This is a genomic window from uncultured Brachyspira sp., assembly GCF_944388875.1.
GTDB lineage: Bacteria > Spirochaetota > Brachyspiria > Brachyspirales > Brachyspiraceae > Brachyspira.
Map to the genome: position 1 here is coordinate 1 of NZ_CALXKQ010000023.1, position 12,711 is coordinate 12,711.

Genomic DNA, 12,711 nt, shown 5'->3' on the forward strand with positions numbered 1-12,711 from the left:
AATATATTTATAATAATGAAAAAATAGTATAATTAATATGTATTTGATAAATAATAATTTCAACGAATTTGAAAATCAAAAAAATATATAGAAAGCGGTACAAGGCTTTATTTTTATTGCAAGACAAAATACAAGCAGGACATAAACTATTTGAGAGATAGTTGTTCACACTTGTACCGCATTTCGAGCTTATTAAAATTAAAGAACTATTACTTTTATTTTTCTTCTGAGTATACAACTCTTTTGAAGATAGTATTATACTTCTATCATCTTTCATTTTTATGTCCTTATAATGCTTACAAAAGTTTCTCAGGCTTTTGTTTTTTTGATGCATTTTATAATTTGTCTTGCGTTAACTAATATACACAAAATAATTTTAAAGTCAACAAAAAAACATTTTTTTTAAAAATTTAAAATACTGCTGTAAAGAGTGATTTTTAGTAAAGTATATATAAATGTATACCTAGATAAAAAAGTCCCTAAAAATAAGGCTCTACGCTTCAAATAAAGGCATTGTAATAAATACTTCAAGCTGCGATTTGCATTATATTATTGCAACAGCTTTCAAATATTTTTTTATTTCGCCATTATTCAAAAAATAAAAATCTGCATAAGTCAGTTAGTCAGTTTAAAGTCTTTAAATAATCATTAGGTTAATCTTTAACATGTCTTTAAATATCTTTAAACTCATACCCCACTTTATTAAATATAACTTAATAAAGTGGGCTGTACTACCAACCACTTTATTAAATATAACTTAATAAAGTGGACTGTACTACCCACCACATTATTAAGTACTACTTAACAAAATGATAGTTGAACCTATATATATGCAATTTTTTTATGTTTTGCAGACTGATATTTTCTAATATTTTTTATATTAACTAAACAGTATTATAGTTTTAACTAATCCTGAAATTAGCCCGCAGGCTGTAATCTTGGCAGAGATTACAGCCCATCTTTTAAGCCCTATTAAAATCCTTTTCGATTTTTTCAAAACTGTTTAATATTTCATTCATTCTGCCAGTTAAGTCTTTCCATTCTTCAAGCATATTTGTTTTAATGTCTTTTTTAATACAGTCTTTTTTCGTACTATTTTGAAACTTAGAAAATGGGTGATTTTCCATAGCTTCTTTTATCATACCAGCCAAGACATAAATATATCTTGACACGGTTGTATTTATATTTTGATGTCCTAGCATTTTTGATATAACATAAATATCAGTTCCGTTTTCTGCCATGTCGGTTGCAAAGCCTCTGCGTAATGAATGACATGTAACTTTTATATTTGTTTTTTTAGAGATGAATTGCATTATTGTGCTTATAGTATTTATGCTCAAAGGCTCGCCGTTTATTTTAATAAATAGCATATTATGTATTTTGTTTCTTTGTTTTAATACAGATTTTCTTAATTTTAAATATTCAAATAGTTTCGATTTTATAGAATTAGAAAAAGAGATAATTCTTGGTTTATCCCCTTTTGTTTTATAAATAGTTATGGTATTATTAGATAGGTTTATATTTTCGATGTCTATGCAGGCAAGCTCTTTACGGCGTATGCCTGTGTTAGACATCAGCAAAAGCATGAATATATTTCTCTCATCTGCAAAACTTTCTGATTTTTCTTTTATCTTTTTTGTAATGCTAATCGTTTCATCTGCTTTTATTAATAGCTGATTTTTTACGATTATCTTCGGAGTTTTAAGTTCATCAAAAATATCAAAAAAAGTTTCTGTACTTATCTTTTTTAATTTAAGCAAATACTTAAAATAATTTTTTACAGCCATAATTCTGCAGTGAATAACATCGGCACTAAGATTTTTATTAACTTGATAAGCGATATAGTCTTCAATGCATTTTCTATCTATTTTATTATACATAACAGGGGTATTGTATAATTGTATATATTTAGACTGTCCGATATTATAATAATGATAAAGAAAATCATAGAAGTTTTTTAAAGAATGAGCATAAGTTTGTATAGTTGCTTTTGATTTATAGAGTTTTATATATTCAAGATATTGAATGATTAAATTAGAATTATTATTGTCATATAATTTTAGATAGTCTAGTGTTTTCATAAAAAACAGCTCCTTTATTATTTTAATAAGCCTGCCATTAATAGACAGGCTTTTGCAAATAAAAAAGTTTTTAGAACTGTTTTTTAATATATTTCTGAGCAGTAATATTATCGTCTTCAATCATTTAAGATTAAATATTTTTATATAATTATTGACAAAGTCATTTTATTTTATTAAATTTTTAGTAAACAATATAAGTGAGGGTTATATGTTAATAGCATTTATGATATTTATTTTTATAATAGTTATAGCTAGTTTTTTATATAGTTTTACTTTCTCTAAAAAATCAAATGTTGAAAAAGTTAATAGTAACGATCAAATAGAAATTACTTTTGAATATGATAAACCTAGAGAAACAGGTAAATTATTAAGGGATTTTCCTGCTAATTATACTATAATAGATATTGAGACTACAGGATTAAAACCTAGAGAAGATAAGATAATAGAAATAGGAGCTATTAAATATAGAGATAATAAAGAAACAGATAGTTTCTCAACTTTAGTAAAAGTAGATCACATTCCTAGTTTTATAAGTTCATACACAAATATTACTAACAAAATGGTAAAAAATGCCCCTACAATAAATGAGGCTATAAAACAATTTTATGATTTCATAGGAGATGACATACTAGTTGGTTATAACGTTTCATTTGATATAAAGTTTTTATATGATGCTTTATATGAAGTTAGTAATGAAGAACTTTTATTAAAGAATGATTTTATTGATGTTATGTATATAGCCAAAAGAGTATTAAAAGATTTAGAGAATTATAAGCAAGCAACAGTTGCATCATATTATAACATTAGTATAGATAATTTGCATAGAGCTATAGATGATTGTAAATTATGCAGTGCTATATACGGATGTTTACAAAAAGATATACTTGAAAAATGGGGAGGATTTAATAAGTTCTACAAAAAATATACTCCAAAAAAAATAAAATTGAAAATAACGAAAATGAATAATTCTTTTGACCTTCATATTGATTGATTATATTATAAAAAGTTTAATATAAGTTGTATTAATTTCTAAAAACTCATAAATTATATTTTTAAAATAAATAATACATAAAAATATGGCGGAACTTTTTAAGCTCCGCCTTAAAACATTTTATTATTTAGGGAGAAAAAATATTTTATTGCTCTATTGTCAATCTTCCTGTTTTTCTTATTTCATTTTCTCTTTTATTTTCCAAAGCATCTAAAATAATCTCAACTTCTTCATCTGAAGGCTTTTCAAACTGTATATGTCCGTATTTACATTCTTCTATCATGTCATTAAGTTTGTCTATACTTTCAATTACAGTATTATTAAGACTTTTATAACTTTCTAAATGATATTTGACAGCCTCATAATATTCTATTTGTTCTACGTTTTGATTATCTTTAATTTTATTTTCTATGAACTTTATGCATTCTTCTATTTTTATCATTTAATAAACCTTTTATGAAATAATAGCTATAAAAAACATCAAGCATGCATAAGCTAATTTAATAAAATAAAATATTGATGTTTTCTCTTTAATAAGAGCTTTTAATCTCTCTTTAAATGTTCCTTCTTTTTCATTCATAAACTTATTATAGTATTTTACTATTACAATGAAACTAAATAGCACCATAATACCTATTAAAAAAATTAAAATTAATTTAAACATGTTTACTCCTTAATTTATAAACTTCTAATTTTTCTGCTATTATTTCAAAACTGTTAATAAACAGCTCTTTTATTTTTTCTCTGTTGTTTTTCAATTCTATTATTTTGCTTTCTTTCACTTCAAATAACGTTCCTATCTGACTATTTTGATTATTAAAAATATAAACAGTCTCAATTTGAAGATTTTCTTTTTCTATAAGTTCAGATATTTTTTTTGACATATCATAAACATTAATATCACATAAATAGCTGAAATATATATACGGATGAAAATAGCTATCTTCAATATGCCCTTCACAGCATTGACTTGTTTTATAACCTTTTTTATTTAACTCTGAAATTATATTTGCTATATTTTTATCAATACGCACAAAATGTATTAACTCTCCGCATTTGCAAATCATTTTATTTTCATAAAGAATATTGCATTGAGGACAAAAATTATAATGTTCTTTATTATTGAGAATATTGTGTTTAAATAGTGTATCAAACTGTCTTTGCATAATAAAACCTTTACTGCTGTAAAATACTAGGCTGAAGAGGACATTCTATATTCAGTAAATACTCTTGATTAGGCGTTACACCTGAAATTGTAATCATAGAATACAGCGGTTCTGATGCTTGAACTTCTATATTATATAAATCATAATTATATGTTTTGGCATTCTCAAAAAACTCTTGTATGCTTAAATTGATAAAAAACTGCATACTGTTTGATGATGAAGTGAAAGAACCTTTTAACTTATAAACTCCGTTTTCTAAATATATGCCAAAATCATCAGAAATGTTATTTCCGCTGAGTTTTATATAAGAGGAATCAGCAGGACATATTATATTGCTGTCATATATTTTTATGCTTTCTAAATTAAATGTTGTGTTCTGAACTTTGCTTGCCATGATAATTATATATAAATAATCATCTTGATATTTATATATAATTTGTATATCTTTATATGACATTGCTATTAACTTTCTTTTATCTAATTTGAGTTTTTTATTAACTCTTATAACTCCCATACCTTCAGCATTAATCTGCATACTTCCTTTAATATTTAAAGAACCGTCATCATTTGACACTAATGATAAATTATTTATGTCTTCTATAATGTCTGCATTTAAACTTGCAATATTTTCTAAATACAAAGTAGTTTTTTCAAAAGTAAATATAGAGCCTGTTTGATGTTCTTCTGAATTAAGTCCAAGATAATTTAATATATCAATTATTTTGCTGTTTAATATTTCTACAGCATTTTGAATATTCTTATCTTTTTCTATTTTTTGAACATCAGCATTTTTAGGAGCTGTCAGATTAAATGTTAGTATTTCCTCATATTCTATATTGCTGCCGTCTGTATGCTTTATCTCTAAATAATAATAAGTCATAGTTATATTTGCAAATTTAGGTGATAACTCTGCACCATCTGTTATTAATTTTCTTATATAATATTTAAGAGGCTTATTTTTATTAGAAGTTATCATGTTATTAGCTTCTATATAATAGCTGTCATTTTGATCAGTTTTTATATCAAAATAATTTTCCAAAGCGGAATAAGAAAAGAGCATTAATAAAACAGAAACTACTTCTTTTTTTATCTCTCCTGTTATTACAGCTTTATTGTTTATATTCTTCAGTGTTAATAAATTAATAAAACTGCTATGTACTGTAGGAATAAAATCCTGATTATTTTTTATATCTGATATTTCTATATTAATTGCAATGTCATATTCTTTAATATCAAAATTAATATCGCTTTTTATAGTAAAAATAGGTATGCCTACAAAAATGCTGAAACTATATTTTAAGTTTTGAATATTCTCTATAGTTATTTCATTTTCTTTAGCATTTTTCTCAACGCTTAGAAACTGCAGTATTTCGCTTATTACATATCCTAAATCATTATTATTATTTATTGATATTAAATAAAAGTTCATTGATGAAGAACTGCTTTTATTATTGTATTTTAGATTTCCTTTTAAAATATATTTATTCATATTTTTTTCTAATATAAGAGTATGTATATCTTGTATATCATCTATATGAGAACATTCATTAAAAGAGTAATCAGTTATTAATTTTATTTCATAACTTTCTTTAAGCTCATTTTTGAAAGGAGGAAAATCATAGCCTGCTGAAAAATCCAAATTAGCATTATCATTATTAAAAGCTATTTTATCAGCTGATGATGGAAGCTGTGAGGATTCTCCGTTTCCTAAACCATCAATTCTTTCTTTTAACTCATTTATACTAGAATGTAAATCTTTTATATTAGAAATAGGAGCTTCATTAGCTTGTCCGCCTTTTATTTTTTCTATATTTGATATTATTTGATTAATATCTTCAGCATATACAGTTTCTTCACCCTGCTGTGCAGGTACTTCTTGATATTCTGTAGGTTTTTCAAGCATAATAAAACTCCTATTATTGTTATCACTCCAGCCTCGCAATAATCAGCTGTTAAATTTATTTAACAGCTGCTCGGCTGTCGTTTCTATAAAACATAGATGTTTTTACACGAAAGTAAAAGCAGCTGTATACATATTATTTTATTTTTTATATAAGTAATAATTTGTGCCTACTTGTGCGTTGTACCAAATCTGCCATTCTCCTATTTTTATAATACTTTCCTGATATCTTCTCATTAAATCCTGCCGATTTGTTACGGACTTTATAATAAAGATTTCTGGAGGCGTAGAAAGCGGTGTTTTGACATATTTTATTTGTGCCTGACATGATGTTAATACTATTAAAATACTTATAAAAATTATTAGATATGCTATTAAATGTTTCATATTCTGTCCTTGTCAGCTTTTCTTTGTCTATGCTTTTAATCATAGCATCAGAATTACTAAAACTATTTTGGAACTTTTCATTTTCTTTAATAAACAGTATCTCATTTTGAAGCGTCTGAGCTTGAAGCTCCAAGCCCTTAATATTCTCCTGATACTGTGCTATCTCTTTTTCTTTTTGCCTTATAGCATTATCTTTATATGCTATAACTGAAAAGCATACAAAACATACTAAAGCAATAATAACAGCTGCTATTATTGACTTTCCTAATTTAGTTCTAAAAAAACTAAAAAACATTGTCGATGTAATCATTCTTACTCCTTTTCATTATTTTTTTTATCATCATTAATATTATTGTTTCTTAATATCTTCAAAAAGCCTCTTAAATCGCTTCCAAAACTAACAGCATTAAGACCAAGAAAAATTATTACAACAGCAATAGCTTCTTCTTTAGCAACTGTTCTACCTCTCCAGATAAGATTAACACTAACCCAAACAACACCTAAAATAAAAGTAACTATGCTTGTATAGATACTTAATTTTTTATTAGCATTATGCTTTTCTATAAAACTCATATAAAATCCTATTTAAAATTATTTTTTAACATACTTAAAAAATTACCTAAAATAAACTCTTTTAATTCTTTAATATCTTTATTTAATATGCTGTCTTCAATTTCACGTAAAGTCTCATTAAAATCATTTATACTTTTTAAATCATTTTCAATTAGTTCTTTATTATTTTTATAATTACATATTGAAAGAGTAGTTACTTTTATCCTATTTGTTTCAGCATCTATATGTCTATTTTTGATATCATCAAATATTCTATTAAGTTCAGCATTAAATAAAAGCATATTAGTATCAAGTATAATTTTAAGTTCTTTATTTTTAAGACTTTTGATTTCACTTTTTTGTAATAATTGATTAAAAGAAAGTACAATATTATTAATATATTCTTGCTTATAATCAGAATATTTTTGTCCTTCATACTTTCCAATACCATTTTTAAAAATTACTTTTCTAAAAATCTTACGTGTATATGCTTCCCAATTTAGTACAATATACAAGAATGCTATGTATATTGTTTTATTAATATATTTATTCTTCAAATTATATATTTCAGCTTTATATTTCTTTATTGCTTCTTTATAATCATATTCTTTTTGAGTAGGAACTTTTATGTTAAGATTATTAAGAAGTTTATCTTCATTTATGGAATCACTATTTAAGATTTCTTTTTTTACCTCTTTTACATTATTATCAAAATTAGAATTAATATTAAATTGATGCCCGTCTTTGTGTTTAGCTTCAATATTAATATCTTTCATCTTTTCTTTTAGATTTCCAAAAATATGATATAAAAATCTTAGCAAAAGAATAAAACATATTAAACCTGCTATTATTGAAATAAAAGTATATAAATCCATTACATTAATACCTTTAATATGTTTTGATATCTTTCTTCTCTGTCATCAAGTCCGTTGTATCCGCCGTTAATAAGTTTAGTAACTCCTTTTACATCGCCTTGATGGGCAAGCAAACCGCAGCCTTTTTCCTGCCAAAATAATAAAGCAATTTCTATTGCATTATTAGGCTCTTTTGCCAAGTCTGGATTATTAACTAAATCAGCATTTATTTTTTTACCGTAGTTTTTATAATTATTTTTTCCAGTAAGCTGAATGATGCCTCTTCCTCTGTATTTATAGCCTTCATCTTGGCCATTACCCAAACGTCCTCCGTAAACAAAATTGCCTATAGCCTCAGCTCCTTGAAGACAAAGCTGTTTAGCATTTTCCAAACTTCCTACTCTTTTTTTGAAAACATCAAAAAGCCTTTGAGGAGTATATCTGAAGCTCTCTTCAAGCCTTTTATAGTTATTACTTTCATGTGTAGTTTGTGCCAAGAACATAGCTGTTTCTTTTTTATCCGTAATATTGTATTTTTGAAAAGCATTATTTAATGGTGCTAGCCATTTCTTATTTATTCCTATTTCATTTAAAATATTTTCATTTAACATAAATTAATCCTCTTTATTTTTGCTTTGTAATTCGTATACTTTTACATATTCGCTCTTGCTTTTTTCTTTAGCTATTTGAAGAGCAACCTCTCTTTGCTTTAATACTTTAATCTCTGTTTCTATATTCACTATAGCTTCGCTATATTGATATGATGTATTCTCATGCATTGATATGTTATATCCGTTATGCACGATTTTTCCTTCATGTTCTTTTAATATTTTAAGAACATCATCTTTTAAAGCCTCAATATTCTCTTTATTTTTTTTATCTTCATTTTTTAGTTTTATATATTTTTCTATTAATGAAGTTTCTTTTTTACTTAATTCTGTTATACTTTCTTTTGGCATGTTTTATCCTTATATCTATATTCATACACTTATATAAAAAAATATAAGGATAATTCATTGCCTAGAGAAAAAATTATAAAATATACGGCATTATTTGTATCATTGATTCTTGAAGTTCTTTTTTTATATTATTTAATTTTTGAGAAACATTACTCTGAGACATTTTTAATTCTTCTGCTATTTCTTTTTGTGTATATCCTTTTGACAATAGAGAAAGCATTTCTCTTTGATCTTTTTTTAGCAATGCTATTATTATTCTCTTGCTGTCTCTCTCTTCTAATTTTGACAGCCCAAAAGTATATATAACATTTGACAGATCTATTTCAAATGCATTAAATGTAGCATCAGAATAAATATCATTATTATTTTTTTTATTTCTTATTATTTTTTTCATATCACTGCACAACTGCATGCATTTATCTCTCTTACTGCATAAATTACAAGTATTAGTATTTTTTTTCATTTTTTATCTCCATAAATTATTTATATATTCTGCTATTCTTACAGCATCATCAGTATTGCAAATATTTTTAATATTTAATTTTTTTTTCGCAGAATCTATATCATTTTTCAATTCAATATACTCTGTATAATTATTGCTGTATGCTATATCTTCTACCGACATATTATCTATTGCAATAACTCCTAAACTTGTAATCATAATCTCCCCCCTAAAAAACTATAACTGCCTTAATTTTATAACATTATCAAATATATTGAGTTTAAGTATTTCACACTTACAAGGCTTTATATAATAAGTGCCGTTTTCTCTTTTATATTCAAACTCTACTATATCAAATAACTTTAGAAAATCTAAAGTTTCATAATATTCAAATGTATAATACTCTTTTAATAGATATCTGCTTTTCATTATTTCATTAGATAAGCTCACTGCATCTTCTTTTCTTTTTAATAAAGTTTCAAACTCCTCATGTGCATTTATCCTATGCCTTTTTTTAGCCTCCTCTTCAAAATCAGTATTTTTATATGTTGATTTTAATAAATCATATTTAATGCTGCAGCTTGATAAATACTCATCGCTTTCTGCTGTTTTATCAACTCTGCCCATACAGTACTGTTTTATTTTATATTTAGCTTCATTGCTGCGAAATCTTGTACTGCGAAAATCTATTTTATTGTTGTCTATTTCTAATCTTCCTTGCTCTAAAAATGAAAGTTCTCCTATTAAATCAAGTGTAGTCTTTTTATTATCATTATCAAGCAAAACAGCTATTTCTCTTGAACGCTCTTCTTCAATCTGCCAATTTTCTATATTATAATTTTCTTTTATGTATGCTATGTTCTCATAATCTTCTAAAATCTCTCTAATAAGAGTTAAAGATTTATAAGGAGGAATATCTATTTCTGCATATATCTCATATAAATTGTCATTAGTATCAGTTATAGAATGTACTTGTTTGTGTCCTCTGAAAATTAACTGTCCTCTTTCTTTATCTAAAATCCATACTCTTTGTTCCCCTTTGTCATCTTGATAATCTTTGAACTCTGGAATAAATATCTCCAATTCTCCGCTTATAACCTTCGCAGGATGCGTGCCTTCGGCACCATTTTCACGTTCTATTATTTCACTTTCGCTTTCTGGTGTTTCTATAAAATATATATGAGGTTTTAATTTATTTTCATCAAGCGGATCATTCCTATTAACAATACTTTCTATAGCATGCCTTGAAGTGTCGCATATTTCAAAAACTACTTCAGGAATCAAATCAGGATTTAATATATCAGGTGTATAGTATTTTATAGGCTTTAATTTTACTATAATGCCATGTCCTGCTGCTAAAGTTCTGCAGGTATCAACAGTATCTTCACCGCTTTGCACATTTTCAGGGAAGTTCTTTAAATCTGGGTATTCTTTTTCACTAAAAACATTTTTAGGAAGCTCAGCAGAAAAAGAAGCTCTTATATCTGAAGCTGTTATTGTTACAGTTTCTAAAAAAGCATATTCAGGCTTTTGAATAAAACCAGAGAATATAATTTTAGAATCTGAAAAATCGCTGCTATCAAATATCTGCCTTACCAAAAATCTATTGCCGTATAAATTAGAAAAATCATCAAAAAGTCCGTCATCATTTCTTAAAGTAACAGACATTTCATTTGTTTGAATAGTATCAAATGCAAGCGAATCGCCTTCTATATCCGCAGTATCTATTTCTTCAACTCTAGGCTCTATATATATATTGTTTAATTCAGTTATTAAACTATTATTGCCATCTAACCATTCACGTGTAGAGAATAATCTTTTTATATTTATAATAATATTTTTTTTGCTGTAAGGTGTTTCAAAGTTATTAAAATGTACAGCTATATAATTTATTTTATTTTCTGTATATTGATAATAAGATTTATTTTGTTTATAAAGTGCTTCTAAAGAAAAAACTTCTATATATCCTCTGTCATTATCCACACTTATAGAACCTATACTAAACAAATTATATAATTCATCTTCTTGAATATTTACTAACTCAGTAAAATAAGAAGATAAATACTGAGAATATATTTCATTAATACTTGCAGCCCATACACCTCCGAAAGGTGCAAATATTAATTTGATATCAGGATTAGAAATATCAAGTTCTATAATGTTTGCAAATGATTTTATCATTTTATAAACTCACTATTTCTGCATATATTTATTATTGTTATACTCCCTACTTGGTCGTTTCTTTCTGTATAACCTATTTCTGCATATATTCTATAACTGCTGAGCCGTCCTGTCCGTTTTCTCCGTCTGTTTTTCCATTGTATAATCCGCCAGTTCCTCCAGCACCAACTACAATTTTTATTGCAGAACTTCCTTTAAGCATTCCTCTTGTTATATCTGCTATAGCAGCACTTCCGCTTCCGCCTCCTGCAGAAGTTACTCCTGTAGAAGAACCATTTCCTCCATTTCCTCCGCTTGCCAAAGTTGTATTATTCGAAAATACCGCTCCGCTAATACCAAGAGCATCATTGCCGTTTATTAATTTTCCATATCCGCTAGCTGTACCGCCTTTTCCTCCTGTGTAGTCAAAAGCACCGCTTCCTATTTTTTTACCTATACCTCCGCCTTTGCAGGTTGTTATTATTTCATTATTTAATATTATTTGTGAATCACCGCCTTCTTTTGGCAGTGTTCCTGCATTAAATCCTATACCATAATATCCGCCTCCTCCTCCAGATGTTATATGTATTGTTATGCTATTTACATCATCAGGAAAATTAAACTCATGTTCTCCAGCTTCGAAGGTTACTGTTTTTCTTTTTAATGTTACTCCTTTTCTTTGAAAGTCATTAATATTCCAATATTTTTTCTCTACATAGCCGCCTAAATTAGCATCATATTTCATTGACAATCTTAAATATTTCTCTTTTATGATATTATTTTCATCTTTTACATAAAAGCCTCTGTTTTCATAATCATAACTTGGAAATCCATCACTTACTGTTGAACTATATCCGCCTGCTATTTCAGCTCTTAAATAATCATTATCTTTATTATCAGCATCTCTTACTATAACAAGTTTTATAAATCTCAAATCTTCTTTATCAGCTCCCAAAGGGACACTGTCGTGTAGCTTTATATTTTCATTTGTTGCAAATAATCTGCCTTCAAACTCGCAAATGCTGCCTGCTAAAATGTCAGGCAATTCTCTGTCTGTATCATTCCAATGATTTAATTTTATGCCGTCAAAAGCTGTATGAAGCATACGCATTTTCTGCATAATAATATTCTGCTGTCTATAGCTGTCTAGTAAATTGCTTGGATTTTCTTCAGCTTCTTTAATTAACTTAAACATTAATATACCTCATTATTATACATA

The 12,711-nt window shown here is 26.4% G+C and carries 15 protein-coding genes; 1 reads left to right on the plus strand and 14 read right to left on the minus strand.

Going from position 1 to position 12,711, the window contains the following annotated elements; genetic code table 11:
* Positions 1-962: 962 nt before the first annotated feature.
* A complete protein-coding gene (locus Q0J69_RS11375) occupies positions 963-2,081 on the minus strand; it encodes a tyrosine-type recombinase/integrase (RefSeq protein ID WP_297207620.1) in 1,119 nt (372 codons plus the stop codon).
* Positions 2,082-2,289: 208 nt separating this feature from the next.
* Here Q0J69_RS11375 and Q0J69_RS11380 point away from each other — a divergent pair, with 208 nt between their 5' ends.
* Positions 2,290-3,072 (plus strand): 3'-5' exonuclease, encoded by a 783-nt coding sequence (locus Q0J69_RS11380; RefSeq protein ID WP_297207622.1) that lies wholly within the window; start codon positions 2,290-2,292, stop codon positions 3,070-3,072.
* A 145-nt stretch (positions 3,073-3,217) separates the two neighbouring features.
* On the opposite strand, the gene Q0J69_RS11385 is transcribed toward Q0J69_RS11380, so the two are convergent.
* The 13 genes from Q0J69_RS11385 to Q0J69_RS11445 all read right to left on the minus strand — a co-directional run bounded on the left by Q0J69_RS11385 (position 3,218) and on the right by Q0J69_RS11445 (position 12,687).
* Positions 3,218-3,514 (minus strand): hypothetical protein, encoded by a 297-nt coding sequence (locus Q0J69_RS11385; protein ID WP_297207625.1) that lies wholly within the window; start codon positions 3,512-3,514, stop codon positions 3,218-3,220.
* A 12-nt stretch (positions 3,515-3,526) separates the two neighbouring features.
* On the minus strand, positions 3,527-3,736 hold the full coding sequence (locus Q0J69_RS11390; protein ID WP_297207628.1) for a hypothetical protein: 210 nt from the start codon (positions 3,734-3,736) through the stop codon (positions 3,527-3,529).
* Positions 3,729-4,238, minus strand: a complete 510-nt coding sequence (locus Q0J69_RS11395; protein WP_297207630.1) for a hypothetical protein — start codon at positions 4,236-4,238, stop codon at positions 3,729-3,731. Before Q0J69_RS11395 ends, Q0J69_RS11390 begins: the two co-directional genes overlap by 8 nt.
* Positions 4,239-4,248: 10 nt before the next feature.
* Positions 4,249-6,141 (minus strand): hypothetical protein, encoded by a 1,893-nt coding sequence (locus tag Q0J69_RS11400; RefSeq protein ID WP_297207632.1) that lies wholly within the window; start codon positions 6,139-6,141, stop codon positions 4,249-4,251.
* Between the two features lie 145 nt (positions 6,142-6,286).
* Positions 6,287-6,835, minus strand: coding sequence for a hypothetical protein (locus tag Q0J69_RS11405; RefSeq protein ID WP_297207635.1), 549 nt, complete (start codon positions 6,833-6,835; stop codon positions 6,287-6,289).
* Positions 6,836-6,837: 2 nt separating this feature from the next.
* Positions 6,838-7,098, minus strand: a complete 261-nt coding sequence (locus Q0J69_RS11410; protein ID WP_297207637.1) for an endonuclease — start codon at positions 7,096-7,098, stop codon at positions 6,838-6,840.
* An 8-nt stretch (positions 7,099-7,106) separates the two neighbouring features.
* Complete coding sequence (locus Q0J69_RS11415; protein WP_297207640.1) at positions 7,107-7,952, minus strand: hypothetical protein; 846 nt, start codon at positions 7,950-7,952, stop codon at positions 7,107-7,109.
* Positions 7,952-8,542, minus strand: a complete 591-nt coding sequence (locus Q0J69_RS11420; RefSeq protein ID WP_297207643.1) for a glycoside hydrolase family 19 protein — start codon at positions 8,540-8,542, stop codon at positions 7,952-7,954. Before Q0J69_RS11420 ends, Q0J69_RS11415 begins: the two co-directional genes overlap by 1 nt.
* A 3-nt stretch (positions 8,543-8,545) precedes the next feature.
* Positions 8,546-8,890: a hypothetical protein gene (locus Q0J69_RS11425; RefSeq protein ID WP_297207644.1), complete on the minus strand. Its 345-nt coding sequence runs from the start codon at positions 8,888-8,890 to the stop codon at positions 8,546-8,548.
* A gap of 73 nt (positions 8,891-8,963) precedes the next feature.
* Entirely contained in the window at positions 8,964-9,353 is a 390-nt protein-coding gene (locus tag Q0J69_RS11430; protein WP_297207646.1) for a LuxR C-terminal-related transcriptional regulator, read from the minus strand.
* 3 nt (positions 9,354-9,356) lie between these two features.
* The gene (locus Q0J69_RS11435) at positions 9,357-9,551 is read right to left on the minus strand and encodes a hypothetical protein (protein ID WP_297207649.1); all 195 of its coding nucleotides are present in this window, start codon (positions 9,549-9,551) and stop codon (positions 9,357-9,359) included.
* Positions 9,552-9,569: 18 nt separating this feature from the next.
* Positions 9,570-11,513: a hypothetical protein gene (locus tag Q0J69_RS11440; protein ID WP_297207652.1), complete on the minus strand. Its 1,944-nt coding sequence runs from the start codon at positions 11,511-11,513 to the stop codon at positions 9,570-9,572.
* A 73-nt stretch (positions 11,514-11,586) separates the two neighbouring features.
* A complete protein-coding gene (locus Q0J69_RS11445) occupies positions 11,587-12,687 on the minus strand; it encodes a hypothetical protein (protein ID WP_297207656.1) in 1,101 nt (366 codons plus the stop codon).
* Positions 12,688-12,711: the final 24 nt, after the last annotated feature.

What these genes read in the sequence shown, in the direction of transcription:
- Q0J69_RS11410 (WP_297207637.1), bottom strand. Translation starts at nt 7,098, where the DNA reads ATGAGTTTTATAGAAAAGCATAATGCTAATAAAAAATTAAGTATCTAT.
- Q0J69_RS11395 (WP_297207630.1), bottom strand. Translation starts at nt 4,238, where the DNA reads ATGCAAAGACAGTTTGATACACTATTTAAACACAATATTCTCAATAAT.
- Q0J69_RS11380 (WP_297207622.1), top strand. Translation starts at nt 2,290, where the DNA reads ATGTTAATAGCATTTATGATATTTATTTTTATAATAGTTATAGCTAGT.
- Q0J69_RS11390 (WP_297207628.1), bottom strand. Translation starts at nt 3,736, where the DNA reads ATGTTTAAATTAATTTTAATTTTTTTAATAGGTATTATGGTGCTATTT.
- Q0J69_RS11385 (WP_297207625.1), bottom strand. Translation starts at nt 3,514, where the DNA reads ATGATAAAAATAGAAGAATGCATAAAGTTCATAGAAAATAAAATTAAA.
- Q0J69_RS11435 (WP_297207649.1), bottom strand. Translation starts at nt 9,551, where the DNA reads ATGATTACAAGTTTAGGAGTTATTGCAATAGATAATATGTCGGTAGAA.
- Q0J69_RS11440 (WP_297207652.1), bottom strand. Translation starts at nt 11,513, where the DNA reads ATGATAAAATCATTTGCAAACATTATAGAACTTGATATTTCTAATCCT.
- Q0J69_RS11420 (WP_297207643.1), bottom strand. Translation starts at nt 8,542, where the DNA reads ATGTTAAATGAAAATATTTTAAATGAAATAGGAATAAATAAGAAATGG.
- Q0J69_RS11400 (WP_297207632.1), bottom strand. Translation starts at nt 6,141, where the DNA reads ATGCTTGAAAAACCTACAGAATATCAAGAAGTACCTGCACAGCAGGGT.
- Q0J69_RS11430 (WP_297207646.1), bottom strand. Translation starts at nt 9,353, where the DNA reads ATGAAAAAAAATACTAATACTTGTAATTTATGCAGTAAGAGAGATAAA.
- Q0J69_RS11415 (WP_297207640.1), bottom strand. Translation starts at nt 7,952, where the DNA reads ATGGATTTATATACTTTTATTTCAATAATAGCAGGTTTAATATGTTTT.
- Q0J69_RS11425 (WP_297207644.1), bottom strand. Translation starts at nt 8,890, where the DNA reads ATGCCAAAAGAAAGTATAACAGAATTAAGTAAAAAAGAAACTTCATTA.
- Q0J69_RS11405 (WP_297207635.1), bottom strand. Translation starts at nt 6,835, where the DNA reads ATGATTACATCGACAATGTTTTTTAGTTTTTTTAGAACTAAATTAGGA.
- Q0J69_RS11375 (WP_297207620.1), bottom strand. Translation starts at nt 2,081, where the DNA reads ATGAAAACACTAGACTATCTAAAATTATATGACAATAATAATTCTAAT.
- Q0J69_RS11445 (WP_297207656.1), bottom strand. Translation starts at nt 12,687, where the DNA reads ATGTTTAAGTTAATTAAAGAAGCTGAAGAAAATCCAAGCAATTTACTA.